This is a genomic window from Micromonospora sp. NBC_00421 (assembly GCF_036017915.1).
Classification (GTDB): domain Bacteria; phylum Actinomycetota; class Actinomycetes; order Mycobacteriales; family Micromonosporaceae; genus Micromonospora.
This window is the reverse complement of sequence record NZ_CP107929.1, coordinates 4,562,946-4,586,623: the sequence shown is the minus strand read 5'-3', so window position 1 is coordinate 4,586,623 and position 23,678 is coordinate 4,562,946. Positions and strand designations below refer to the sequence as shown.

Sequence of the window (23,678 nt, the reverse complement as noted above, 5' to 3'; positions counted from 1 at the left end):
ACCGGCGTGCCGGCCGGAGACGCCGGAGCCCCGGTGCGGGTGTTGATCGTCGACGACGACGCGCTGGTGCGCGCCGGATTGTCGATGATCCTCGGCGGCGTGCCGGACGTCCGGGTGGTGGGGGAGGCGGCCGACGGTGACGAGGTGCCCGCCGCCGTGGCCGGGTGCGCGCCGGACGTGGTGCTGATGGACATCCGGATGCCCCGGGTGGACGGGTTGGCCGCCACCGAGGCGCTGCGGGCGCTGCCGCACCCGCCGGAGGTGCTGGTGCTGACCACCTTCGACGCCGACGAGCAGGTGCTGCGCGCATTGCGGGCCGGGGCGGGCGGGTTCCTGCTCAAGGACACCCCGCCTGCGGAGATCGTCCAGGCGGTGCGTCGGGTGGCGGCCGGCGAGGCGACCCTGTCCCCGACGGTCACCCGGCAGCTGATCAGCCACCTGACCGGGCCGACGCCGGGGCCGGACCCGCGCCGGGACCGGGCGCTGCGGCTGCTGGCCGGGCTCACCGCGCGGGAACGGGAGGTCGCGGTGGCGCTCGGCCACGGCCGGACCAACGCGGAGATCTCGGCGGAGCTGTTCATGAGCGTGGCGACGGTGAAGGCGTACGTGTCGCGGCTGCTGACCAAGCTGGCGCTTAACAACCGGGTCCAGGTGGCGCTGCTGGTCCACGACGCGGGCCTGGTCTGAGGCCGGCTCGTCCTGTACCGGTCCCGGCTGCCCGGAGCGGACGAACAGGTGCCGCTGGTGGCGGTCGCCCGAGCCGGTGGTGTGGTGGACGGCGCGCGGGTGTTGACCCCGGACGATCTGCTCACTGCCTGGGGGGATTGAACCGTCGCCGCTCACCGCCCGTACCACTGCGCGAGGATGCGTTGCGGCGATTCGGCTGCAATCGCTGCCGAGCTGCGGGAGGCCTGCCGTGCGAGTTGGTGAGCAGTCGACGGACCCCATCGATCAGGTTCTGGGCGAGGTGCCGGTGCCCGCCTCGTTGACACCCGAGGACGTCCGGCTCGCGGTGCGAGCGGTGGTGGTGCACGCCGCCGAGGAGTGGCCCACCGGGCCGTTGTGCCGCAACGACGGCGCGTCGTACCCGTGCCGGCTGCACCGCTGGGGGCGGCGGGTGCTGGAGAACCACGGGCTGAACGACCGTCAGATCGACGCGCTGATCCGGCACGGAAACCCGTTCGTGCACGTGCCCTTCCCGTTCACGTACACCACGCCCCGGGCCGGTGCGACGCCCGCGCGGCCCGCCCCGACCGCCGGCTACCCGACCCGGGGGCAGGTCGGTAGGCCCGGCACGCCCGGGGCCCGGCCCGCCGCTGCGGGGATGCGGCCCGCGGTGCGCGCCGGCGTTCCCGGCCGGCCGGTGGCGCCCCCCGCCGCCGCGCCGCGCTGGCCCCGGGCGAGCTGAGCGGGGTACGCCCGCTCGGCTCCCTCCGGGTGCCCGACGCCGGCCCGGCCCCGATGATCCCGTGGGGCCGGGCCGGCTTCCTCCCGCCCGTGCCAGTCGGGCTGGTGTCCCTTCGCCCGGCCAGCCGGGCCGGTGCCTTCCGGGCGTCGGTCAGCGGCTGACGCCGCAGTCCGGCGCCGCCCAGCTGGTGCGGTTCGCCGAGGTGTCCCGGTTGTTCTCCCGCCGGGAGTCCACGTGGACGTGGTTGTCGTGACCGGGGTAGCCGGGACCGTAGATGCCGCTGAACCCGTGGTCGCGGGAGGCGCGGGCGACCTCGCAGAGTGACCTGCTGCCCGAGGTCAGGTCGGCGGCGTTGCCGTAGAGGTGCTGGCTGTCCGACGCCCCGCCGACCTGCTTGTTGCAGCTTTTGTCGCGGAAGCCGCTGGTGACGTTGAGCGGCTTGTCGCCCAGGCCGCGTCGCAGCGCCTCCAGTTTCCACATGGTGCGCACCGCGGTGGCCTTGGTGTCGGTGGCCGAGAGCGGGCCGCCGCTCCAGCCGCCCCTGCCGCAGCCGTCGTCCAGTTCGCGGTAGCTGAAGTGGGCCGGCGTGCAGTCGTCGTCCTGCAACTGGTAGATCTTGGCGAAGGTCTGCCGGCCGGCGATGCCGTCGCTGCGCAGCCCGTACGCGGTCTGGAAGCGCTTGACCGCGGCGGCGGTCTCGGGGCCGAAGTCCCCGTCGATCCGGACGATCGCCCCCCGGGCCGCCCACCCGGCGACCCGGATCTGCAACTGGCGGACGTCGTCGCCGGAGCGTCCCTGGTAGAGGTCGCGTTTCCAGGTGTAGCAGCCGTCGGCGTGGGCCGCTGGCGCGGCGACCACCGTGGCGATCGCGGCTCCCGGCAGGGCCAGGGCGAACGCGACGAGTGCCCGCTTCACAGTGTTCTGGCGCACAGAAGTCCTCCCGATTGGACGTGAATGGGGTGGTCAACAGGGCATCGCCCGGGACGTCCTGCGACTTTCACCCTGACAGCTGGCCAGCTGATTCGTGGCGATAAAGGAGAATTGTCCTCACAGTTGGCGATAGCTGGGTGCCGCCTGTGAATTGCGAGGAATTGCGATTCGGTCAGGCCATACCACTACGGACGGAAAGCGCGGGACCCCCCTATGCTCTCGAAAAGCCGCCTATATGGATGAACCAGTCACCGAGGGTGGTGTGGTTTCGAGACCCGGACCCGGTAACGTCGTCCCGGCCGCCGGGGTCGGGGAGGTGCACGTGGCGCGTGGTGGGGTCTTCTGCGTCGAGGGGCAGTGGCACCGTGACCTCAACGAGCGCGGGTCCGTGCTGCCCACCCTCGAACTGCTCGAACGGCTCGGTCGCATCCGCTACATCCACAAGGACGCCGCCACCCGCGACGAGCTGTTCTACTTCCTCGACCGGTGGCTGCTCAAGCAGTACGCCGACCACCGGGTCGGTTTCTTCGCCATGCACGGTGAGCCCAGCCGGCTCTGCCTCACCGACTGGGACTCCGTCGAGCTGGCCGACGTCGCCGAGCGGATGGCCGGCCGGGGCGAGGGCCGGCGGCTCTACTTCGGCAGCTGCTCGGTGCTGCGCGCCTCCGACGCCACGCTTCGTGACTTCCTCGACGTCACCGGGGCGGCCCTGATCTGCGGGTTCACCCGCGAGGTCGACTGGGTCGAGTCGGCCGCCTTCGAGACCGTGCTGCTCGACGTGCTCGCCAACGGCCAGCGGCACAACGCCGCCGAGCTGCGGATGGGCTCGGCGCACTGGGCGCCGCTCGCGGCGTATCTCGGTTTCCGGGTGATCTATGCCAACGGCCGCGCCTGGCGGCCCACCGCCCGGCCCCGGGTCCCCGCCCAGCCCGCGCCGGGCCGGGTCGGCGGCCGGTCCGGCTGACGCCGGCCGCGTCGCCGGCCGACGGGCCTGGTAGAACCGGGGGATGGCACGCAGCGTCGCAACCACCACCCGGGTCGACCGGGACGCCCTGATCGAGTTCGTCCGCCCCCGGCACCGGGTCCTGCTGATGACCACCCGGGCGGACGGCCGTCCGCAGTCCTCCCCGGTCGCCTGCGGGGTCGACGCCGCCGGTCGGTTGGTGATCTCCACCTACCCGGAACGGGCCAAGGCCGCCAACATCCGCCGTGATCCACGGGTCTCCGCCTGTGTGCTCTCCGACGACTGGGACGGCCCCTGGGTGCAGGTCGACGGGGTGGCCGAGGTGCTCGACCTGCCCGAGGCGCTGGAACCGCTTGTGGAGTACTTCCGCAGCATCTCCGGGGAGCACCCGGACTGGGACGAGTACCGGGCGGCCATGACGGCGCAGGGCAAGTCGTTGATCCGGATCACCGTCGAGGGCTGGGGTCCGATCGCCACCGGCGGTTTCCCGGCCCGGCTCGCCGACTGACCCCTGGCCGGGCCGGACGCGGGCAGTCGTTACGTCGGCCCGGCTCAGCCGACCAGGGCCGCGTAGACGAGTTGGCGCAGCTGGGAGCGCAGCGGGTAGGTGCTCGACGGCATCAGCTGGGTGAACAGCAGCGCGGTGATCTCCTCGACCGGGTCGACCCAGAACGCGGTGCTGGCCAACCCGCCCCAGTAGTACTCGCCGACGCTGCTCGGCACCTTGGCCGGCACCGGATCCTGCACCACTGCGAAGCCCAGCCCGAACCCGATGCCGTCCAGCACCGTCTCGGCGAACCCCTGCGGCTCCAACGCCGCCAGGTCGCCGCCGCCGGGCAGGTGGTTGCGGGTCATGTAGCGCACCGTCCGGGGCCCGAGCAGGCGTACCCCGTCCAGCTCGCCGCCGCGCAGCAGCAGCTGGGTGAACCGGTGGTAGTCGGCGGCCGTGGAGACCAGGCCGCCCCCGCCGGAGAAGCACTCCGGCCGGGCCAGCGCGGCGGCGCCGAGCCGGTCGGCGCGGACCACCCGGCCGGTGCCGGGGTGCGGGGTGTAGAGGGCGGCGAGCCGCTTGGCGTCCGCCTGGTCGACCCAGAATCCGGTGTCGGTCATGCCCAGCGGGGTGAGGATGCGGTCGGTGAGGAAGTCGGCCAGGCTCTGCCCGGAGACCACCTCGACGAGCCGGCCGAGCACGTCGGTGGAGACGCCGTAGTTCCAGCCGGTGCCCGGTTGGAACAGCAGCGGCAGCTTCGCCATCCCGGCGCTGGCTCCGGCCAGGTCCAGCCCCGGCGGGACGCCGAGGTCGTAGCCGGCGGCCCGGTAGAGCGCGTCGACCACCGAGGTCTGCGCGAACCCGTAGGTCAGCCCGGCGGTGTGGGTGAGCAGGTGCCAGACCCGGATCGGCTCGACCGCCGGCACGGTGTACGGCTTGAGCGCCGACCCCTTGTCGAAGACCCGGACGTCGGCGAACTCCGGCAGCCAGCGGCTGATCGGGTCGGTCAGCTCGAACCGGCCCTCCTCCCACAGCATCATCGCCGCGACCGAGGTGATCGGTTTGGTCATCGAGTAGATCCGCCAGATGGTGTCCGGCTCGACCGGGGTGCCCGCCTCCACGTCGCGCAGCCCGTGGACCGAGGAGTGCGCGACCTCGCCGCGCCGGGTGACCACGATCTGCCAGCCGGCCAGCCGCCCGTCGTCGACGTACCGGCCGAAGTGTTCGTCGATCCGGGCCAGCCGGGCCGGGTCGAAGCCGATACGGTCCGGGTCGGTGCTGCGTGCCACGTTCACCCCGCCGAAACTACTAGCCGGTACGCGCCGGGCGGAAGGTCCGCCGACGGTGTCGGTGCCCGCACATAGGGTGGGGCGATGCCGGAGACCACCCAGGACGAGACGTTCCGCCACGCCGACTGGTACGCCGAGGAGCTGGTCGACAGGCACTTCGTCCGTTGCGTCTTCGTCGACGTCGACCTGACCGAGGCGGTCAGCCGGGGCGCCTCGTTCACCGAGTGCTCCTTCGGTGGGGTGTCGTTCAACGCCTCCCGGCACACCGACTCGGCCTTCGTCCGCTGCGGGTTCCGCCGGTGCAACCTGTTCGAGGCCGAGTTCACCGGCTGCAAGCTGGTGGGCAGCACCTTCGACGAGTGCGAGCTGCGTCCGCTGCGGGTGTCGGGCGGTGACTGGTCGTTCGTCGCGCTACCCGGGGCCGACCTGCGCGGCGCGCAGTTCGGCGACGTACGGATGCGCGAGGCCGACCTGACCGGGGCGAACCTCACCGGCGCCACCCTGACCCGGGTGGACCTCTCGGCCGCCCAGTTGCACGCGGTGCGTCTCACCGGGGCCGATCTGCGGGGCAGCGACCTCACCGCGCTGGACCCGACAGCGGTCGAGCGGGCCGGCGCGGTGATCGACCCGGAGCAGGCGATGGTGCTGGCACAGGCGCTGGGTTTCGAGATTCGCTGACTGGTCGATCTTTCTGAGATCATGGCGCTGAGCTGGAGTTCGACAATAGGCAGGAAACTTTCCACCGGCCCCAGTTGGTAACAAACTGGAAACGCCCACCCGCTGGCATATGGCGCATCCCGGCCCTGGAATGAAAACGTGAGAACGCTCACGCCGCGACCGCACCCCCTCCCCGACCGGTCGCGGGCGTCGGGCTGGGGAGTGGGACATACGTGAACGACCAAGAGACCTGGCGGATCGGGCCGGGCCCGACGACGCGCAGCGCGCAGCGGCGGGAGGCCCGACGTCGGCAACGTCGCCGCTGGGCGATCGAGGCGGTGGCCGCCCTGGCCTGCCTCGCCGTGCTGGTGACGTACCTGGGGCCGGATCCGGGCCCGCCGGAGCCCGATGTGGTGCTGCCGGCCGGTGCACCCACCCCGGCCGGCTATCCGACCGGCGTGGTGGGGTTGGGCGAACCGGCCGAGACCGGGATCGCCACGCCCGGGTTGCAGCCCCGGGAGCGGACCCCGCCGCCGACCGTTCCACCGTCACCCACCGTCACCCCGGCGGCCTCGTCGCCACCGGCCGCGCCGACGCTCAGCGTCTCCCGGGCCGAGGTGCCCGCCGAGGTGGACCTGACCGGGCTGGGCGCGCGGGACTGGGTGCACTGGGGGCTCAACCGGCCGGAGACCCTGATCCGCAGGAGCGGCGGCACCGGGGAGATCCGGGACGAGGGCGGCCGGGGCGCACGTGACCGGTACGACACCAACCCCGAGCTGTTCGGCTGGCGCGACGGCACGCCGGTGCCGGCCGTCGGCGCCACCGGCACCGGCGTGTTCGTCTGCGGGGTCGGCAACGGCTTCGCGCTGGCGGTGACGGGCAGCGGCGAACCGCGCACGGTGCAGCTCTTCGCCGGGCTGTGGATGGCCCGGGGCCGGTTGGACGTGCGGCTCTCCACCGGCGGTCCGACCCGCACCCTGCGGCTGGAGGATCCGCACACCACCCACACCACCCAGTTCGTCATCCGGTTCAGCGCCCCGCAGGGCGCGAAGCTGCTGATCCGCTGGACCGTCGAGGGGACCTTCAACAGCAGCTGCGGAAACGTGAACCTCCAGGCGGCAGCGGTACGTTGAGTCGTTTGCCGCCGTACGGGCCGATGCCGGGATAGCGTGGCCGGGTCGATGCCCACGAGCTATCCGGAGGCCCAGATGTCGACCGACGAGCAGGTGCTGGACAGCCCCGAGGGTTGGGTCGCCGACCACATCCGGCGGTACGTCGCGACCGGCGGCGTCGAGGGGCACGAGTGGCAACCGGGCGTCTTCACGCTGCTGCTGACCACCCGGGGACGACGCAGTGGCAAACTGCGCCGCACCGCCCTCATCTACGGCCGGGACGGCGACGACTACCTGGTCGTCGCCTCCCAGGGCGGTGCGCCCCAACACCCCGCGTGGTACCTCAACCTGCTTGAGGATCCCGAGGCGGAGGTGCAGGTCGGCGCGGAGACGTTCACCGTCCGGGCGCGCACCGCCGAGCCGGCGGAGCGGGCCCGGATGTGGCCGACGATGATCGCCATCTGGCCGGCGTACGACGAGTACCAGGACCGGACCGACCGGGAGATCCCGGTGGTGGTGCTGCACCGGCGCTGACCCGCCGCGCCCGGCACCGGGCCGGTCCGGACGGCCGTCCGGACCGGTTCGTCCGGGGCCGGGCGGGGTCAGCAGACGATCGGCTTGACCCAGGAACACTCCCGACCCTCGGGTATCCGTGGTGCCTCCGGGGCCACCGGCGGCGTCGCCCGCGCCGATCCGCCGTCCCCCGCGCGGTAGCTGGCCAACGCGATGGCGATCTGGTCCTCCAGCTCCTTGACCGACGAGGTGAGGTGGTTGTTGAACACCACCGAGAAGGCCAGCACCCGGCCGTCGGCGTCGGTGACGTAGCCGGAGAGACCGGACACCCCGGTCAGGCTGCCGGTCTTGGCGTGCACGTTGTCCGCCGCCGCCGTGCCGCGCATCCGGCTGCGTAGGGTGCCACCGACCATCCGGTCGGCGTTGCCGGCGATCGGCAGGGCCGCGTACCAGGTGTCGAACCAGGGTTCCCGGCGGACGGCGGCGAGCAGGGCGACGAACTCGCCGGGCGGGATCAGGTTGCGTCGGGACAGCCCGGAGCCGTCGAGTTGGCGTAGGACGCCGGTGTCCACTCCGGTGTCGGCGACGTACTCGCTGATCGCGGTGAGCCCCGCCGGCCAGCTGCCGGAGCCGGAGACGACCCGCCCGATCTCCTTGGTCAGCACCTCGGCGTGCCCGTTGTTGGACAACTTGAGGAAGGGCACCATCAGCTCGGCCAGGGGCATCGAGTCGTGCCGGGCCACCGGCGTGGCGTCCGCCGGGGTGGCCCGGCCGGGCACGGTCCGGCCGAGCACCCGTACCCCGTGCCGGCGCAGCGCGTCGCGGAAGACGGCGGCGGCGTAGCCGGTGGGCTCCCAGACGGTCATCCAGTCGCTGGCCGGTGCCCCGCCGACCGCGATCCGGCCGGTGACCACGATGGTGTTGCCGCCGTGCGTCCGCTCGAACGACAGCGTCGTCTCGCCGTCGGCGACCGTCTCGGCCCGGTTGTCGATCCGCAGGTACCCGTTGGGCGGGGTCATGGTGACCACCGGCTTCGCCCCGACCGTGCCCGCCGGGGCGGCCCGCACGATCACGGTGCCCGCGTCGTAGTCGGTGTCCGGCGCCACGGTCAACGCGGAGACCTGCGCCGCGTAGTAGTACGACTCGTCGTCCCAGGCCCACTGCGTGCCGAGCCGGGTGTCGTCGTAACGGGTGTCGTCGGCGACCAGCTGACCGGTCACCATGCGTACCCCGTCGGCGGCGACCTGCGCGGCCAGTGCGTCGTAGTCGGCGGCCAGCATCGTCGGGTCGCCGCCGCCGCGCAGGTAGAGGTTGCCGGAGACGAGCCCGGCCCGGCGTCGGCCGTCGGTGAGCACGTCGGTGCCGAACCGGTGCCCGGGGCCGAGCAGCGCCAGGGCCGCCGTCGAGGTCAGCAGCTTGGTGTTGGAGGCCGGCACCAGCCGGTGGTCGCCGTTGCGGTCGTAGAGGGTCTGACCGGTGCTGGTGTCCATCACGACCACCCCGGCCTGCGCCCCGGTGAGCCGGGCGTCGGCGAGGACGGCGTCGATGGTGGCGCGCAGCCGGGTGGCCGCCGGGGTGGGCGACTCGGCGGTGGCCGGGAGCGCACCGGCGGCAGCCACGGTGGCGACCAGCGCCACCAGCGCGAGCGTCCGGGAAAAGAGACGACGATGCATGCGGTGACGCTGTCACGAAGATTTCCGTCAGGCAAGCCTCGACACCGTAGGTTTTCTTCTCATGCCGGGGTGGTCCCGCGCGGTCGGGCCGGTCGCGGTCAGGTGGGGGTCGGCGCGGCCGGTTCGGGCGCCTCGGGTTCGCCCCGGAAACGTGGGCTCTGCTTCAGCAGCAGGGGGGCGACCAGCGCGGCCAGTGCCCCGCCGAGCAGTGGGAAGACGATGAACACCCACAGTTGCCGCAGCGCCGTGCCGCCCTCGAACACGGCCGGGCCGAACGACCGGGCCGGGTTGACCGAGGTGCCGTCCAGGGTGAGCCCCACCAGGAGCACCGCCGCCAGCGCCGACCCGATCGCCAGGCCGGCGAAACCGGCGTGCTCGACCCGACTCGTCACCACCAGCACCACCAGCACGAACAGGAACGTCAGGATGACCTCCAGTACCGCCGCGCCGCCCCGGTTGACGTGCACCCCGTAGCCGTTGGTGCCCAGCACCCCGGTCTGGTCCGCCACGCCGCCCCAGCGGACCAGCCCCCAGAGGGCGAAGCCGGCCACCGTCGCCCCCACGAACTGCGCGATCCAGTACGCCACCGCGCCGATCAGGGAGATCTTGCCGGAGAGCAGCACCCCGAGCGTCACCGCCGGATTGAGGTGGCTGCCGGAGAGGGGGCCGAGCGTGTACACCAGTGCCAGCAGGACGAACCCGAAGGCCAGCGCCACGACCACCACTCCGCCCTGCACCTGGGCGAAGACCGCGCTGCCTACCCCGATGAAGACCAGCATGAGGGTGCCGAGCAGTTCGGCGGCGTACCTCCTGGCAGCGTCCATGCGCTCAGCGTAGGAAGGATCGAGGCGCCGGGAAGCGGAAACGGGAATGTCCGGTGCGCGGGTCGACAGACCCCGCTCTATTTGACGAACCCCCGGGCAGCGGGCACGGTGGGTGGGGAGGGGCCGCGCGAAGCCGCCCCGTATCGCCCGGCGAGCACCGGTTCGCCGCAGGGAGCGCGCAGCTGTCGTCGCGCGACGTTCCGATCCCGAGAATCCCGAGGAGTCCCATCATGCTCACCATGACCGACAACGCCGTGCTCGTGATCCGTGACCTCGCAGCCCAGCAGGACGTCGCCCAGGACGGTGGGCTGCGGATCGCCGCCGACACCGAGGCCGGCGCGCTCACCATCGAGCTGGTGCCCGTGCCGGCGCAGGGCGACCAGGTCGTCGACACCGAGGGGGCCCGCATCTTCCTCGACCCGGAGGCCGCCGAACTGCTCAACGACACCTCGGTGGACGCCTCCGTCGACGACGAGGGCGTGGTGCAGTTCGGCTTCACCGAGCAGGAGTGACCCCTTCAGCGGGACCACCGGTGCTCGCCGCCCCGGTGCGGGCGGGTGAACCCGTCCTCGCCGCCCGGTGACGGGCCCGGACGACGCCTGTCGACCGGTCCGGTCAACGCCGCCAGCACGTGCGCCAGGTGGTGCGACGTGCTCCACGCCGTCCAGTTCGCCGGTGAGCCCGCGCCGGTCACCCGGCGGGCCCGTCGCAGCAACTCGTGGTCACCCCAGGAGAAGTCCGCCCCGGCGGGCGGCCAGTGTGGTGCGGTGACCAGCGTGCGGCACAGGTCGGCGAACCGTTCGTCGCCCCGGCCGCCCCGCCGCGACCAGCGGTAGATCCACCACCCGTCCTCGGCGGTGTACCGCACCGTGGGCAGCCGGTCGCCCGGCTCGGCGTCGCCCGGTGGGGCGGGGACCACCCCGTAGTCGCCGTAGCCCACCCCCAGGTCGGCCAGCCGACGCCAGAACAGCCAGTCCCACCGGTCCACCCGGATCGGCTCGTCGATCCGCAGCCGGGACAGCGACGGCGGCATCCCGCCGGAAGCCACGGTCACCGTGCGCCAGGCGTGCCGGCAGGCCCAGTCCACCAGCCGGCGCACCCGGGGCTCGGCCACCCGCAGGTCGGCGGCACAGCACACGTCACCGGCGTCGACCAGCAGATCGCACTGCTCCGGGACCAGCCCGGCCCGCCGCCACACCCGCTCCACCGCCGTCGTGGTGGCGTCCGGACCGGCCCGGTCCCGGCCGACCCGTAGTCGGACCACCGCCCCCCGGTCGTACGCGCGACAAGCCGCACCGTGCTCCGCCAACCGCCGGTCGCCGCAACTCAACCCGATCACCGGCAGCACCGGTACGCCCCACCGGGCCAGCTCGCCGTCCGGGCCGTCGGGAAGCGCGCAGACGTCGACGGCCGGCACCAATCCGGCGGGCAGCCGGCCGAGCAGGCCGGGTAGACCGAGCAGGCCGGTGTCGGTCGGGGACACGTGGAGGACCGGGGCGACCAGGGGAGCCGTGGCGCTGTCCAGATGAACCAGCGCCTCCAGCTCACCGCGTCTGCTGGTGAGGACGGGGCGGTAGACCGGTTCCGCCACCCGACCCCCGGGGGCGGGCACCATACCTCAATCTACCGAGCCGACCGCCACCGTCACAGGGGTTGACCGCAATCCTTGCGCTGGAAAGCGGTGGTGGGTCCACATCGGGCATTGACAGTGGTCGGTGCCGGTGATGCCATGGGTGGGCGTACGCCGGGCGTGGAAGGGCATCCGAAGACCACCGTCCCCGCTCCATGCTGCCCGGAAGGCGTACCCCCTGATGACATCGTCACGTCACCGTGCCGGCCTGCTCGCGGCGTTGACCGCCGCCGCCGTGCTACTGCTTGCCGCTCCGCTGCCCGCCCGGGCCCGCGCGGTACCCGAGCCGAACACCCCGGTCACCGGCAACGCCACCCACTTCGACGCCCTCGGCGCCCCGTACGGCGGCTGCGGCCTGCCCCAGGCGGAGTTGGACGCGCCGGACTTCGTCGCGCTCAACGCCTACGACCTGCCCGGCGACTACTCGTCCTACCCGATGCGGCCGATCCCGGCCAGCCAGGCGGCGAAGATCGGGCTGTGGAACAACGGCCTCAACTGCGGTCGGTTCGTCCGGGTCACCATCGGCGACCGGTGCACCGGCGTCAACGACGGCGCGCCCGGCCAGCCGTTCTGCCGCAACGGCTCGTGGGCCGCCGACGCCTACAACGGCGCGACCCTGACCATGGTGGTGGCGGACAGTTGCGGTGACGGCAACGCCTGGTGCCGCGACGATCCGTACCACCTGGACCTCTCCACCGCCTCGCTCAACCGGTTCGTCAGGAACGGGACGCCGGTGGGGGACCTGAACCCCGACCACTGGAACAACAGGCACGTCTCCTGGTCGTTCGTGCCCGCGCCGAACTACTCCGGCGACATTCGGATCGGCTTCATGAAGGGCGCGCAGCGGTACTGGCCGGCGATTGCCGTGTCGCACCTGGCCAACGGCATCCACGGGGTGGAGTACCTGGCCGGTGGGGTGTGGACGGCCGCCACCATGAACAGCGACATGGGGCAGTCCTACCTGATCGGGGCGACCGCCGCCGGGGGCACCGACTTCCAGATCCGGGTACGCGACGCGGCCGGCACGCTGATCAACGACGGACGGGTCTACCGGTTCGCGCTGCCCGCCTCCTGCGGCGGGACGTGCTCGGCGGCGTACACCCGGGTCGACTACACCACCTCTGACGGCCCCACCCCGACCCCGACCGGCACCCCGACTGCCACCCCCACCGCGACCCCGACCGGCACGCCGACTGCCACTCCCACCGCGACGCCGACCGGCACCCCTACTGGCACGCCGGCACCGGTGACCGGCTGCTCGGCCGGCTACCGGGTGACCGGCTCCTGGTCGGGTGGCTTCCAGGCCGAGGTGACCGTCCGCAACGTCGGCGCCACCGCCATCGCCGGCTGGACCACCGCGCTCACCTTCGCCGGCGCCCAGCAGGTCGCTTCGTCCTGGAGCGCCACGGTCAGCCAGACCGGCCGGCAGGTCACCGCGACCAACGCCAGCTACAACGGGAGCCTGAGCCCCGGTGCGACCACCAGTTGGGGGTTGGTCGTCACCGGCGACAACCAGCCCCCGACGGTGCTGACCTGCACCGTCCGCTGAACCGCCGGTGAGCGGGTGACCGGCCCGACACCGCTGGTGCCGGGCCGGTCACGGCTCAGTCGTCGTCCCGGTCGCCGCCGTGCCCGCCGTGGTCGTCGCCCGGCTCGTGATGGTCGTCGCCCGGCCCGGGGTGGTCGTCGCCGGGCGGGGTGAGCCGGACCCCGACCCCGCGGACGGTGTGCAGGTAGCGCGGCTGTTGGGCGCTTTCCCCGAGCTTGCGGCGCAGCCAGGACAGGTGCACGTCGACTGTCTTGTCCGCCCCGCCGTAGGGAATCCGCCAGACCTCGGTGAGCAGCTCCCGTTTGGTCACCACAGTGCCGGGCCGGGCGGCGAGGTGGTGCAGCAGGTCGAACTCGCGTGGGGTGAGCTCCACCGGCACGTCGTCCAGGGTGACCTGTCGGGCGCGCGGGTCGACGCGCAGCCCGCCGAGCACCAGCACGGGTTCGCCGTCGGGCCGGTCGGGACCGCCCCGGCGCAGCACCGCCCGGATCCGGGCGTCGAGCTGGACGGCGGTGAACGGTTTGACCACGTAGTCGTCCGCACCGGCGTCGAGCAGCCGGACGATCTCCCGTTCGTCGTCCCGGGCGGTCGCCACGATCACCGGTACGGTGCTGACCGCGCGCAACATCCGCAACAGCTCGCCGCCGTCCAGGTCGGGCAGCCCGAGGTCGAGCACGACGAGGTCGGGCCGGTCGTCGAGGGTGTGCCGCAGCCCCTCCATCGCGGTCGACGCGGCGGCCACCGCGTGCCCCCGGTCGCGCAACGCCCGGACCAGCGGGGTGCGGATGGTCAGGTCGTCCTCGACGAGCAGCAGTCGGGCCACCCCAGCAGGCTAGCCCTGGGCGGGGGCCGGGCCGTCGGCCACCACCGGGGGGCGGAGACGGGCGCACGGCGCCGTACGACCCGCTGGTCGTCCGTCGCCGCGCTCCGACCGTCTCCCACCATCGCAGCCATCCGGCGGTACGCCAGCGGGGACCTGGTTCGACCGGGGCGGTAGCCGCGCCGGCCTTGGAGCGCTTGTTGCCCGTTCCGGCGGCCCGCAAACCTCACCGGGGTGGGGAATTCCACCATCCGCACGTCCCGGCGTGATCTGCTGCCGTTGCGGGTATGAACGGGCCATGGAGCATTTCACGATCGCGACGGTCGCCGAGAAGAGCCCGGACTTCCGCCGGGTGCTCTGGACCGGCGAGCAGACCCAATTGGTGATCATGACCATTCCGCCGGGCGGTGAGATCGGCGAGGAGGTGCACGACGGGATCGACCAGATCCTGACCTTCGTCAGCGGCACCGGCGAGGCCCGGGTCGGTGGGGAGACCCGGGAGGTAGCCCAGGGAGACCTGGTGGTGGTGCCGGCCGGGACGAAGCACAACTTCGTCAACACCGGCCCCAACCCGTTGGTCCTCTACACCGTCTACGGCCCGCCGGAGCACGCCGACCAGGCGGTGCACCGGACCAAGGAGGAGGCCGACGCGGCGGAGGCAGCCGGCCGGGACGAACCGCCGACGTCCTGACCCGTGCCGCCGTACGGACGGCGACCCCTGTTCCGCGCCCCGCGCGTGGGCAGGGGTCCCTGCGGCGACCGACGGACCCATCCCGCGCGTTCCACCGGGTCAGCGGGGCGTCGACAGTCACCGCACGGGTACGTCGGCGACGTCCACCGTCTCCGGGTACTTCAACCCCGAACCGGTGTTCAGCACCACCACCCGCTCACCGGCCCGGATCCAGCCGCCGGCCCGCAACTGCCGGGCGGCGGTCAGGCAGGCGGCTCCCTCCGGGCAGAGCAACAGGCCCTCCCGGACGGCGAACTCCCGCAGGTCGGCCAGGATCTCCGAGTCGTCGACGGCGAGTGCCGTCCCACTGCTCTCCCGCAGCGCGGTCAGGACCAGCTCGTCGCCGAGCGGGGCCGGCACGGTGATCCCGAACGCCACCGTGTGCGCGTCGACCCAGGGCCGGGCCCGTTCCTCGCCGGCGGCGAACGCCCGGACGATCGGTGCACAGCCGGTCGACTGCACCGCCACCAGCCGGGGCAGTTTGTCGCCCACCCAGCCCAGCTCCCGCAGCTCGTGCAGGGCCTTGTGGATGCCGATCAGGCCCACCCCGCCACCGGTCGGGTAGACGATCACGTCGGGCACCTGCCAACCGAGCTGCTCGACGATCTCGTATCCCATCGTCTTCTTGCCCTCCAGCCGGTACGGCTCGCGCAGCGTGCCGGCGTCGAAGATCGCGCCGTCCGCGCCGGCCACCAGCTCGGCCACCCAGCGCCCGGCGTCGCCGATCAACCCGTCCACCAGGCGCAGATCCGCTCCGGCGGCCACGCACTCGCGGCGGCAGATGGCCGGGGCGTCCAGCGGCATCACGATGGTCGAGGTCATTCCGGCCCGCGCCGCGTACGTCGCCCAGGCGGCCCCGGCATTGCCGTTGGTGGGCATGGCGATCCGCCGTACGCCCAGCTCCCGGGCCCGACTCACGCCGACGGCCGCACCCCGCGCCTTGAACGACCCGGTCGGGGTCAACCCCTCGTCCTTGACGATCAGGTCGTCGATGCCGATCTCGTGGCCGTAGGCCGGGGCGCGCCACAGCGGCGTCCACCCCTCACCCAACGTGGTGACGTGCCGCTCGTCGGCGACCGGCAGCACCTCCCGGTAGCGCCACAGGTCGGCCGGGCGTAACCCGAACCGCTCCGGGGTCACCGCGGCGGCCACCGCCGGCAGGTCGTAGCGGGCCAGCAGCGGCGAGCCGCAGTCACAGAGGTTGGTGAGCCGGCCGGCGTCGTGCTCCCGGCCGCAGCGGGGACACTCCAGGTGGGTCAGGTACACGATGCTCCTCGCCGTCGGCCCGGTCGGTGCTCGGCACACCGGCATTCTCCGGCAATCCGTCCGGGTTCGCCGCTCGCCGGCACGAACCCGCCCGGGTTCGCCGCTCGCCGGGGTTCGCCGCTCACCCGGCATGTCCGCTCCGATCAGGGGTAGAACGGTCGGCATGGACCTCGACCAACCCACCGCCCTGCTCCCCGGCGACGTACGCATGCCGCTGCTCGGCTTCGGCACCTGGCAGGCGACCGGCCAGGCCGGGTACGACGCCGTGCTGGCCGCCCTGGACGCCGGTTACCGGCACATCGACACCGCCACCATGTACGGCAACGAGGCGGAGGTGGGTCGGGCGGTCCGGGAGAGCGGACTGCGCCGGGAGGACCTCTTCATCACCACGAAACTGCCGCCGGACCGGGTCGGTCGGGAACGCGAGACGATCGAGGCGAGTCTGCGGGCGTTGGACACCGACCACGTCGACCTGTGGCTGATCCACTGGCCGCCGTCGTCGCCGTCGGACAGCATCCCGATGTGGCGCGAACTGCTGGCCGCCCGGGACGAGAACCTGACCCGGGCGGTGGGGGTGAGCAACTACGCCACCGCGCAGCTCGACGAGCTGATCCAGGCGACCGAGGAGAACCCGGCGGTCAACCAGATCCGCTGGAGCCCGTCGCTGTACGACAGGCAGCGGCACGCCGAGCACCGGGACCGGGGGATCGTGTTGGAGGGCTACAGCCCGTTCAAGACCAGTGACCTGGCCGATCCGGTGCTGACCCGGATCGCCGCCGCGCACGACGTCTCCCCGGCCCAGGTGGTGCTGCGCTGGCACGTCGACCACGAGACCGTCGTGATTCCGAAGTCGGTCACCCCGGAACGCATCCGCGCCAACGCCGACATCTGGGACTTCTCCCTGACCGCCGAGGAGATGCGGGACATCGACGCCCTGGGGGCCTGACCCCGCGTGGTCCGGGCCAGGCCGGAGACGGTGCGGGGGGCGTGACCCGACGGGTCACGCCCCCCGGCGGGGTGGTGGGTGGTGAGCTCAGGCGCGCGAGCAGGCGACGCCGTTGAGCGAGAAGCTGGTCGGCGCCGAGTACGTGCCGTTCAGCGAGCCCTGGTAGCCGAAGGTCGCGGTGCCACCGGGGGAGAGGGTGCCGTTGTGACTGGCGTTGCGCGCGGTCACCGCGGACCCGCTCTGCGTGACGTTGGCGTTCCAGGAGCTGGTGACCTGCTGCCCGGCGGGCAGGTTGTAGGTCAGGGTCCAGCCGTTGACGGTGCCGGAGCCCCGGTTGGTGACCGTCACGTCGGCGGTGAAGCCGTTGTTCCACGAGTTCGACGTGTACTTCACCGCGCAGCCGCCGTTGCCCGGGGGGTTGGTGGGCGGGGCGGTGGTGGGCGGCGGGTTGCTGCCGCCGGTGTTGACGGTCTGGGAGAAGTTGGTGACGGCCAGCCCGGCGCCGCCCTGCCAGGGCTCGAAGCCGGCCTGGATGCTGGTCAGGTACCAGTCGTTGGTGATCGCGCCCCGGTTGCGGGTGTCCGCGATGAAGTCCAGCACGTTGAAGCTCATGCTCTGGATCGCCGACGGCGCGACGTACGAGATGACGTTGTTGCCGCCGTTGTTGCCGCGCCACACCTCCCAGCTGCGGCCCGCGATGTTGACGTTGCCCACCGGCGAGCCGATCGGCTGGATCGAACCCTGCCGGTTGAACCAGATCATGATCTCCATCGCGTTGACCCCGTCCCGCTTGGGCGACGGGTCGAGCCAGATGTCGTAGGCGGCGTCGTAGATCGCGCCACCGACGTAGTTGAAGGAGATGCTGCCGGGGGCGCTGCTTATCGACTTCACCTGGGCCGGCAGGTTGGTCCCCGGCGAGCAGTTGGTGTAGTGGCAGCCGACGAAGATCGACGGGTACGAGACCGGCGCACCGTTCGTCGGCGCGGAGCCGTTCTGGGTGGTGATGTTGAAGCCGCTGCCGGTGACGTTGATGCACTGCTGGGCGGTGGTGCCCCAGCGGTTGTTCTGGACCACGTACTTGCCGCCGATGACTGTCGAGCCGTACTGCTCACAGATCAGGGTGTCGGCGGAGGCGGTGCCGCCGAACGCGACGGCGAAGATCGAACCGGCGGCCAGGAGGCCGGCGGCGACGAGTGCCCGCAATGGACGCTTCATGATGCTCCTTGGCTGCGGCGCGGGGGCGCCGGACCTGTATCGGATGTGACCGGGAGCGCTCCCATGGTCCTCATCACATTTACACACATGAAACTAGTGTGCAACTGAACCGGTTAAGCTGGCACCCGATTGCGTCCACGTACGCGAACCTTGTTCTATGGGTTGAGTGAGAGCAGGGCGCGGGCCGTGCGGGCCTGGGTCGCCGCCTCGCGCAGCACCGCCGCCAGCCGGGTCCGCGCCTCCGGCCCCAGCCGGGCCACCGGAGCGGCCACCGCGATCGCGTCCACCGCCGGCTCCCGCAGCGGTACGGCCACCGCCACCGCCGCCAGCCCCGGGCTGCACTCCTCCCACTCCTCGGCCCAGCCCCGCCGCCGCACGGCGGCCAGCTCGGCGCGGAGCGTCTCCGGCGTGGTGACCGTCCGCCCGGTGACCGCCGGCAGCGGCCACTGGAGCAGCCGGTCGACCTCCTCGTCGGTCCGGGCGGCGAGCAGCGCCTTGCCGGCCGCGGTGGCGTGCGCGGGCAGCCGACGCCCCACCGCGCAGACCGGCCGGACGATGTGCGCCGAGTCCCGCCGGGCCAGCAGTACCACCGAACCGCGGTCGAGACGGTAGAGCTGGACCGTCTCGCCGGAGTACTCGGCGAGTCGGTCCAGGGTCACCTCGTAGAGGGCGGCGGCGTCCGCGCCGGCGAGGAACGTCGCACCGACCTCCAGCGCCCGCAGGCCCACCGAGAACCGGGTCCCGGTCGGGTCGACGGCCACCCAGTCGCGGTCCAGCAGGGTCCGCAGGATGGCGTGCAGGCTGCTCTTCGGGATGCCCAGCGCGCGGCTCAGCTCCACCGGTGACCGGGGACCGTCCGGGTCGGCCAGCGCCTCCAGCACGTCCAGCGCCCGCCCTGCCGACTTGACCGACCGGTATGACTCATCCGTCGTCACGCCGTCACTGTAGTGAGACGAGCGGCATCCGGCCGATGGGTGTGCTTCGAGCGAACGGTGTTCAGCGCGCTGAACAACTTTCTGTCCAGTCTGGAGTGCGGCGGGTGTCGGGATCATCGGCTCTGGTGTGCTCTCATCGCGCGGAGTAGTGTCTTGCCTTCACCGCGTGCCGATCCCCTCCGGAGGCGTACACCACCATGGGTGGCTCTCCCCTGCGCATCCTCGTCGTCGGCGCGGGCATCGCCGGTCTGGCTGTCGCCCGGGCCCTGCGGCTGGCAGGTTTCCGGCCGGACGTCACCGAGAAACTCCCACCCAACGAGCTGACCGACACCGGTCTGTATCTCCCCGGCAACGCCGCAAGGGCGCTGCGTGCACTGGACCTCGACGGGCCGGTCCGCCCACTCGGACAGGTGATCCACCGTCAGCGCTTCCTCGACGCCGCCGGTGACCCGCTCTGCGAGGTGGACCTCGACGCGCTCTGGGCCGGGGTCGGCGAGTGCCGGGCACTGCCCCGCCGCGACCTCTACCAGGTGCTGCTCAGCGGTGCGGGAGGCGCGGTCCGACACGGTGCCGAGGTGAGCAGCGTCGAGCTGTTGCCGGCCGGGGTCGCGGTCACCTTCACCGACGGCACCGGCGGCGAGTACGACCTGGTGATCGGTGCCGACGGCCCCCGCTCGGCGGTCCGCGCCCTGGCCGCGCTCGGCGGTCCGCCCCGTCCCGCCGGTCAGGTGCTCTACCGGGGTGTGGTGCGCGACGGTCCGCACGTCGCCGACTGGACGGCCCTGCTCGGCCGCCGCGCCGGCTTCCTGGTGGTGCCGCTGGGTGCCGGTCGGCTCTACTGTTACGCCGACGAGGCCGGTACGGTCGCCCCGGCCGACCCGGTCGCCCGGCTGCACGAACTCTTCGGCGGTTACGGCGGGCCGGTCCCGGCGGTGCTGGCCGCCTGGCGCGACGTCCAGGTCGGGCTCACCGACGAGGTCGAGCTGGGCCGTTGGCACCGGGGGCGGGTGCTGCTGGTCGGCGACGCCGCGCACGCCACCGCGCCGACCCTGGCCCAGGGGATCGCGATGGCGCTGGAGGACGCGGTGGTGCTCGCCGAGTCGCTCCGGGCCGCCGGCAGCGTCGAGGCGGCCCTGGTGGCGTACGAGAGTCGCCGTCGCCCGCGTACCCGATGGGTGCGGGACCGGACCCGGGACCGCAACCGCACCCGCGACGTGCCGCCGGCGCTGCGCGACCCGTTGCTACGCGGGCGGGGCGGGCGGATCTTCGGCGAGCACTACCGGCTCCTGGTGGACCCGCTGTAGGGGTGCCGGGCGGCCGAACATGGTGCCAGAGCACCCCGAGCGGTGCTGCCACCTACCGGGGACTAACATCCTTTCGGATGACGGCCCGCAGCTGACAGCGCGTGCCGAGCGGGACAACCGAGAACCGGAGGCCATTCGTGACCACCGTCGCACCCAAGCCGGTCGTGACCCGGCCATGGCCGGTCCGAGAGCCGGTCAAGGGGTCGGCCATCGCGCGGCTGCTGCGCACCACGGACGCGAAGCAGATCGGGATCATGTACATGGTCACCGCGTTCGTGTTCTTCATGATCGGTGGCCTGATGGCCCTGATCATGCGAGCCGAGCTGGCGCGACCGGGCATGCAGTTCCTGTCGCCGGAGCAGTACAACCAGCTGTTCACGATGCACGGCACGATCATGCTGCTGTTCTTCGCGACGCCGATCGTGTTCGCGTTCGCCAACTACGTCGTGCCGTTGCAGATCGGCGCTCCCGACGTCTCGTTCCCCCGGCTGAACGCCTTCGCCTACTGGCTGTACCTGTTCGGCGGCACCATGGCGACCGCCGGCTTCATCAGCCCGGGTGGGGCCGCCGACTTCGGCTGGACCGCCTACACCCCGCTGAGCACCATCGAGCACTCGCCGGGCGTCGGCGCGAACATGTGGGTGGTCGGCCTGGCCATCTCCGGTCTGGGCACCATCCTCGGTGCGGTCAACCTGATCACCACCATCCTGACCCTGCGCGCGCCCGGCATGACCATGTTCCGGATGCCGATCTTCACGTGGAACATGCTGGTCACCAGCCTGCTGGCGATCCTGGTCTTCCCGCTGCTGGCCGCCGCGCTCTTCGCGCTCGCCGCGGACCGGCTGCTCGGCGCCCACGTGTACGACCCGGCCACCGGCGGCCCGATGCTGTGGCAGCACCTCTTCTGGTTCTTCGGTCACCCCGAGGTCTACATCATCGCGCTGCCGTTCTTCGGCATCATCACCGAGATCATCCCGGTCTTCTCCCGCAAGCCGATCTTCGGTTACAAGGGGCTCGTCGCCGCCACCATCGCCATCGCCGCACTGTCGATGAGTGTCTGGGCGCACCACATGTTCGCCACCGGCCAGGTGCTGCTGCCGTTCTTCAGCTTCCTGAGCTACCTGATCGCCGTACCGACCGGGATGAAGTTCTTCAACTGGATCGGCACCATGTGGCGGGGTCAGATCACCTTCGAGACGCCGATGCTCTTCGCGATCGGCTTCCTGGTGACCTTCCTCTTCGGCGGTCTGACCGGGGTGCTGCTGGCCAGCCCGCCGCTCGACTTCCACCTGCACGACAACTACTTCGTGGTGGCGCACTTCCACTACGTGCTCTTCGGCACGATCGTGTTCGCCGTCTTCGGTGGCATCTACTTCTGGTTCCCGAAGATGTTCGGCCGGATGCTCGACGAGCGGCTGGGCAAGATCCACTTCTGGCTGACGATGATCGGCTTCCACACCACCTTCCTGGTGCAGCACTGGCTCGGGGCCGAGGGCATGCCCCGGCGGTACGCCGACTACCTGCCCAGCGACGGCTTCACCACGCTGAACATGATCTCCACGGTCGGCGCGTTCATCACCGGTATCTCGACCCTGCCGTTCATCTGGAACTGCTGGAAGTCGTACAAGACCGGGCCGGTCGTCGAGGTGGACGACCCGTGGGGCCACGGCAACTCGCTGGAGTGGGCGACGAGCTCCCCGCCGCCGCTGCGCAACTTCGACCGGATGCCCCGGATCCGTTCGGAGCGCCCGGCGTTCGACGCGAAGTTCCCCGAGTTGGCCGCCGGCAGCCTCGCCGGCCCGCCGGAGGGTGGTGCCAAGCCGCTGACCAGCGAGGTCAATGGTGGCGCCAGCTACCAGGAGGACAAGTCCGGGAACCTCGACCAGCGCTGACGCCGCGCACGCACAATGCCGACGGGCGTCGCACCCCCACTCCGGGTGCGACGCCCGTCGGCATTCCGGGCCGGGCTGCGCCGTCCATCCACCGTTGTCGTTCGTCAAAGCCTCCGGCCCCGGCCTCCGGCCTCCGGCCCCGGCCCCGGGCTCAGTCGCAGTCGCAGCGACGGTTACTGCCGGTGTTGGTCGCCGGAGCGACACATCCTCGTAGGAGCGGTATGCCACAGCGTCATATTTATGACGCTGTGGCATACCGCTCCACGAGAGAAGTAGGTTCGCCGCTGTGCCGCTGTGCCGCTGTGCCGCCGTCAGATGGTGGCGGGGGCCAGTTCGGCGGTGTGCTCGGGGGTGGTGGGCGGCCGGCGGTGACGTAGCTCCACCGGTAGGACCAGCAGGGTCACCAGCAGGCCCACGGCCCCGGTGACCGCGAAGCCCCACAGCGGCACCGAGGCGTCGATCACCGCGCCGGCCAGGGGAGCACCGAGGGCGATGCCGACCGTGGCGGCGGAGCCGTGCAGGCCCATCGCCTCACCACGCACCCCGGCGGGAGCGAGCCGGCTGACCGCGTCGGCGGTGGCGGCGATGGTGGGGGCGCAGAGCGCGCCGGCGGGCAGCAGGGTCAGGCAGAGCAGCCACCAGTGACCGCCGCCCAGCCCGACCGGGATGGTGCAGAGGCTGAGCAGCACGGCCAGGGTCAACGGGGAGAACGATCGGCGCACAGCCCCGTACGCGAAGCCGCCGACCAGCGACGCGACCGCCCAGGCGGTGAGCACCGCACCGGTCCAGCCGACCTCGCCACCGGCCCGCAGCACGGCCACCACCGCCACGTCGGTGCCGCCGAGCACCAGGGTGGCGGCGGCGCTCACCGCGAACACGGCGAGCAGGCGGGTGGTCAGCCACTGCCGCCGGGGCACCCGGGGCTGCGGACCTACCGGCTCCTCGGCGCTGCGGATCGGCGGGTCGAGCAGCCAGAGGACGATGCCGGATCCGACGATGCCCGCGCCGACCGCCCAGAGCGTGACCCGGGGCGAGACGGCGGTGGCGAGCGCCACGGCCAGTGCCGGGCCGATCATGAAGGACAGCTCCATCGACATCGAGTCCAGCGCGTACGCGGGGCGTCGGCGCTGCGCCGGGACCAGCGCGGCGATCGACTGCCTGACCACCGAGAAGACCGGCAGTGCGAACAGCCCGGCCACGAACGCGGCGGGCAGGAGCAGCGACAAGCGCAACGTCGGAGCACTCGCCCAGAAGACCGCCTCGACGGCTGTGGTCACGGCGAGCACCGGGCGCAGGCCGCGCCGGTCGACCAGCCGGCCGAGCAGAGGCGAGCCGAGGGCCGTGCCGGCGACCGACGCGGCCCCGACCAGGCCTGCGGCACCGTAACCACGGCCCAGCTCCAGCACCACGAAGAAGGTGAGGGTCACCCCGGTCGCGGTGAGCGGGATGCGGGCCAGCACCGCCACCAGTAGCAGGGCCCGCAGACCAGGCTGGGAGAGGGCCTCCCGGTAAGGCGTCAACGTCATGATGC

At 72.2% G+C, this 23,678-nt stretch carries 23 protein-coding genes; 13 read left to right on the top strand and 10 right to left on the bottom strand.

The features are described 5' to 3' along the window. Positions 1 to 84 precede the first annotated feature (84 nt). Positions 85 to 687: a response regulator gene (locus OHQ87_RS19145; RefSeq protein WP_442930843.1), complete on the top strand. Its 603-nt coding sequence runs from the start codon at positions 85 to 87 to the stop codon at positions 685 to 687. 229 nt (positions 688 to 916) lie between these two features. Continuing rightward, a complete protein-coding gene (locus tag OHQ87_RS19140; protein WP_328339686.1) occupies positions 917 to 1,408 on the top strand; it encodes a hypothetical protein in 492 nt (163 codons plus the stop codon). Positions 1,409 to 1,558: 150 nt separating this feature from the next. Here OHQ87_RS19140 and OHQ87_RS19135 read toward each other — a convergent pair whose 3' ends face one another. Then, positions 1,559 to 2,338, bottom strand: a complete 780-nt coding sequence (locus OHQ87_RS19135) for a D-Ala-D-Ala carboxypeptidase family metallohydrolase (RefSeq protein WP_328339684.1) — start codon at positions 2,336 to 2,338, stop codon at positions 1,559 to 1,561. 322 nt (positions 2,339 to 2,660) lie between these two features. Here OHQ87_RS19135 and OHQ87_RS19130 point away from each other — a divergent pair, with 322 nt between their 5' ends. Together OHQ87_RS19130 and OHQ87_RS19125 are read left to right on the top strand one after the other, a co-directional pair. Next, positions 2,661 to 3,302 (top strand): DUF6642 family protein, encoded by a 642-nt coding sequence (locus tag OHQ87_RS19130; protein ID WP_328339682.1) that lies wholly within the window; start codon positions 2,661 to 2,663, stop codon positions 3,300 to 3,302. Positions 3,303 to 3,345: 43 nt separating this feature from the next. Then, positions 3,346 to 3,810, top strand: coding sequence for a PPOX class F420-dependent oxidoreductase (locus OHQ87_RS19125; RefSeq protein ID WP_328339680.1), 465 nt, complete (start codon positions 3,346 to 3,348; stop codon positions 3,808 to 3,810). Between the two features lie 44 nt (positions 3,811 to 3,854). Here the strand turns inward: OHQ87_RS19125 and OHQ87_RS19120 are convergent, their stop codons facing one another. Beyond that, positions 3,855 to 5,087 carry a serine hydrolase domain-containing protein gene (locus OHQ87_RS19120; RefSeq protein ID WP_328339678.1) on the bottom strand — a complete coding sequence of 411 codons (1,233 nt, stop codon included), beginning with the start codon at positions 5,085 to 5,087 and terminating at the stop codon, positions 3,855 to 3,857. 78 nt (positions 5,088 to 5,165) lie between these two features. Between OHQ87_RS19120 and OHQ87_RS19115 the strand changes: the two genes are divergently transcribed. The 3 genes from OHQ87_RS19115 (at position 5,166) to OHQ87_RS19105 (ending at position 7,384) form a co-directional block, all read left to right on the top strand. After that, entirely contained in the window at positions 5,166 to 5,759 is a 594-nt protein-coding gene (locus OHQ87_RS19115) for a pentapeptide repeat-containing protein (protein WP_328339676.1), read from the top strand. Positions 5,760 to 5,971: 212 nt separating this feature from the next. After that, complete coding sequence (locus OHQ87_RS19110) at positions 5,972 to 6,871, top strand: hypothetical protein (RefSeq protein WP_328339674.1); 900 nt, start codon at positions 5,972 to 5,974, stop codon at positions 6,869 to 6,871. 75 nt (positions 6,872 to 6,946) lie between these two features. After that, positions 6,947 to 7,384 (top strand): nitroreductase family deazaflavin-dependent oxidoreductase, encoded by a 438-nt coding sequence (locus OHQ87_RS19105; protein WP_328348910.1) that lies wholly within the window; start codon positions 6,947 to 6,949, stop codon positions 7,382 to 7,384. 68 nt (positions 7,385 to 7,452) lie between these two features. Here the strand turns inward: OHQ87_RS19105 and dacB are convergent, their stop codons facing one another. Both dacB and OHQ87_RS19095 read right to left on the bottom strand, forming a co-directional pair. Further along, complete coding sequence (gene dacB, locus OHQ87_RS19100) at positions 7,453 to 9,036, bottom strand: D-alanyl-D-alanine carboxypeptidase/D-alanyl-D-alanine endopeptidase (RefSeq protein WP_328339672.1); 1,584 nt, start codon at positions 9,034 to 9,036, stop codon at positions 7,453 to 7,455. A 98-nt stretch (positions 9,037 to 9,134) separates the two neighbouring features. Further along, positions 9,135 to 9,860, bottom strand: a complete 726-nt coding sequence (locus OHQ87_RS19095) for an MIP/aquaporin family protein (protein WP_328339670.1) — start codon at positions 9,858 to 9,860, stop codon at positions 9,135 to 9,137. 230 nt (positions 9,861 to 10,090) lie between these two features. Here OHQ87_RS19095 and OHQ87_RS19090 point away from each other — a divergent pair, with 230 nt between their 5' ends. Continuing rightward, entirely contained in the window at positions 10,091 to 10,372 is a 282-nt protein-coding gene (locus OHQ87_RS19090; protein WP_328339668.1) for a HesB/IscA family protein, read from the top strand. A gap of 5 nt (positions 10,373 to 10,377) precedes the next feature. On the opposite strand, the gene OHQ87_RS19085 is transcribed toward OHQ87_RS19090, so the two are convergent. Further along, the gene (locus OHQ87_RS19085; protein WP_328339666.1) at positions 10,378 to 11,475 is read right to left on the bottom strand and encodes a beta family protein; all 1,098 of its coding nucleotides are present in this window, start codon (positions 11,473 to 11,475) and stop codon (positions 10,378 to 10,380) included. Positions 11,476 to 11,671: 196 nt separating this feature from the next. Here OHQ87_RS19085 and OHQ87_RS19080 point away from each other — a divergent pair, with 196 nt between their 5' ends. Beyond that, positions 11,672 to 13,039, top strand: coding sequence for a cellulose binding domain-containing protein (locus OHQ87_RS19080; RefSeq protein ID WP_328339665.1), 1,368 nt, complete (start codon positions 11,672 to 11,674; stop codon positions 13,037 to 13,039). Positions 13,040 to 13,094: 55 nt separating this feature from the next. Here the strand turns inward: OHQ87_RS19080 and OHQ87_RS19075 are convergent, their stop codons facing one another. Beyond that, positions 13,095 to 13,862 carry a response regulator transcription factor gene (locus OHQ87_RS19075; protein ID WP_328339664.1) on the bottom strand — a complete coding sequence of 256 codons (768 nt, stop codon included), beginning with the start codon at positions 13,860 to 13,862 and terminating at the stop codon, positions 13,095 to 13,097. 295 nt (positions 13,863 to 14,157) lie between these two features. On the opposite strand from OHQ87_RS19075, the gene OHQ87_RS19070 reads away from it, so the two are divergent. Next, positions 14,158 to 14,550, top strand: coding sequence for a cupin domain-containing protein (locus tag OHQ87_RS19070; RefSeq protein WP_328339663.1), 393 nt, complete (start codon positions 14,158 to 14,160; stop codon positions 14,548 to 14,550). A gap of 117 nt (positions 14,551 to 14,667) precedes the next feature. On the opposite strand, the gene OHQ87_RS19065 is transcribed toward OHQ87_RS19070, so the two are convergent. Further along, positions 14,668 to 15,855: a threonine synthase gene (locus OHQ87_RS19065; protein ID WP_328339662.1), complete on the bottom strand. Its 1,188-nt coding sequence runs from the start codon at positions 15,853 to 15,855 to the stop codon at positions 14,668 to 14,670. 163 nt (positions 15,856 to 16,018) lie between these two features. Between OHQ87_RS19065 and OHQ87_RS19060 the strand changes: the two genes are divergently transcribed. Next, positions 16,019 to 16,801, top strand: coding sequence for an aldo/keto reductase (locus tag OHQ87_RS19060; RefSeq protein ID WP_328339661.1), 783 nt, complete (start codon positions 16,019 to 16,021; stop codon positions 16,799 to 16,801). A gap of 87 nt (positions 16,802 to 16,888) precedes the next feature. On the opposite strand, the gene OHQ87_RS19055 is transcribed toward OHQ87_RS19060, so the two are convergent. Together OHQ87_RS19055 and OHQ87_RS19050 are read right to left on the bottom strand one after the other, a co-directional pair. Beyond that, the gene (locus OHQ87_RS19055; RefSeq protein ID WP_328339659.1) at positions 16,889 to 18,016 is read right to left on the bottom strand and encodes a GH12 family glycosyl hydrolase domain-containing protein; all 1,128 of its coding nucleotides are present in this window, start codon (positions 18,014 to 18,016) and stop codon (positions 16,889 to 16,891) included. A gap of 155 nt (positions 18,017 to 18,171) precedes the next feature. Further along, on the bottom strand, positions 18,172 to 18,951 hold the full coding sequence (locus OHQ87_RS19050; RefSeq protein WP_328339657.1) for an IclR family transcriptional regulator: 780 nt from the start codon (positions 18,949 to 18,951) through the stop codon (positions 18,172 to 18,174). 197 nt (positions 18,952 to 19,148) lie between these two features. Between OHQ87_RS19050 and OHQ87_RS19045 the strand changes: the two genes are divergently transcribed. Together OHQ87_RS19045 and ctaD are read left to right on the top strand one after the other, a co-directional pair. Continuing rightward, positions 19,149 to 20,255: an FAD-dependent monooxygenase gene (locus OHQ87_RS19045; protein ID WP_328339655.1), complete on the top strand. Its 1,107-nt coding sequence runs from the start codon at positions 19,149 to 19,151 to the stop codon at positions 20,253 to 20,255. Positions 20,256 to 20,392: 137 nt separating this feature from the next. Next, positions 20,393 to 22,147, top strand: coding sequence for an aa3-type cytochrome oxidase subunit I (gene ctaD / locus OHQ87_RS19040; RefSeq protein ID WP_328339653.1), 1,755 nt, complete (start codon positions 20,393 to 20,395; stop codon positions 22,145 to 22,147). Positions 22,148 to 22,458: 311 nt separating this feature from the next. Here the strand turns inward: ctaD and OHQ87_RS19035 are convergent, their stop codons facing one another. Then, positions 22,459 to 23,673: an MFS transporter gene (locus tag OHQ87_RS19035; RefSeq protein ID WP_328339651.1), complete on the bottom strand. Its 1,215-nt coding sequence runs from the start codon at positions 23,671 to 23,673 to the stop codon at positions 22,459 to 22,461. Positions 23,674 to 23,678 lie beyond the last annotated feature (5 nt).

Excerpts from the sequence above, each read along its gene's own strand:
- OHQ87_RS19080 (WP_328339665.1), top strand. The coding sequence starts at position 11,672 with ATGACATCGTCACGTCACCGTGCCGGCCTGCTCGCGGCGTTGACCGCC.
- OHQ87_RS19035 (WP_328339651.1), bottom strand. The coding sequence starts at position 23,673 with ATGACGTTGACGCCTTACCGGGAGGCCCTCTCCCAGCCTGGTCTGCGG.
- OHQ87_RS19095 (WP_328339670.1), bottom strand. The coding sequence starts at position 9,860 with ATGGACGCTGCCAGGAGGTACGCCGCCGAACTGCTCGGCACCCTCATG.
- OHQ87_RS19085 (WP_328339666.1), bottom strand. The coding sequence starts at position 11,475 with ATGGTGCCCGCCCCCGGGGGTCGGGTGGCGGAACCGGTCTACCGCCCC.
- OHQ87_RS19105 (WP_328348910.1), top strand. The coding sequence starts at position 6,947 with ATGTCGACCGACGAGCAGGTGCTGGACAGCCCCGAGGGTTGGGTCGCC.
- OHQ87_RS19145 (WP_442930843.1), top strand. The coding sequence starts at position 85 with ATGATCCTCGGCGGCGTGCCGGACGTCCGGGTGGTGGGGGAGGCGGCC.
- OHQ87_RS19125 (WP_328339680.1), top strand. The coding sequence starts at position 3,346 with ATGGCACGCAGCGTCGCAACCACCACCCGGGTCGACCGGGACGCCCTG.
- OHQ87_RS19090 (WP_328339668.1), top strand. The coding sequence starts at position 10,091 with ATGCTCACCATGACCGACAACGCCGTGCTCGTGATCCGTGACCTCGCA.
- OHQ87_RS19055 (WP_328339659.1), bottom strand. The coding sequence starts at position 18,016 with ATGAAGCGTCCATTGCGGGCACTCGTCGCCGCCGGCCTCCTGGCCGCC.
- dacB (WP_328339672.1), bottom strand. The coding sequence starts at position 9,036 with ATGCATCGTCGTCTCTTTTCCCGGACGCTCGCGCTGGTGGCGCTGGTC.
- OHQ87_RS19115 (WP_328339676.1), top strand. The coding sequence starts at position 5,166 with ATGCCGGAGACCACCCAGGACGAGACGTTCCGCCACGCCGACTGGTAC.
- OHQ87_RS19060 (WP_328339661.1), top strand. The coding sequence starts at position 16,019 with ATGGACCTCGACCAACCCACCGCCCTGCTCCCCGGCGACGTACGCATG.
- OHQ87_RS19070 (WP_328339663.1), top strand. The coding sequence starts at position 14,158 with ATGGAGCATTTCACGATCGCGACGGTCGCCGAGAAGAGCCCGGACTTC.
- OHQ87_RS19045 (WP_328339655.1), top strand. The coding sequence starts at position 19,149 with ATGGGTGGCTCTCCCCTGCGCATCCTCGTCGTCGGCGCGGGCATCGCC.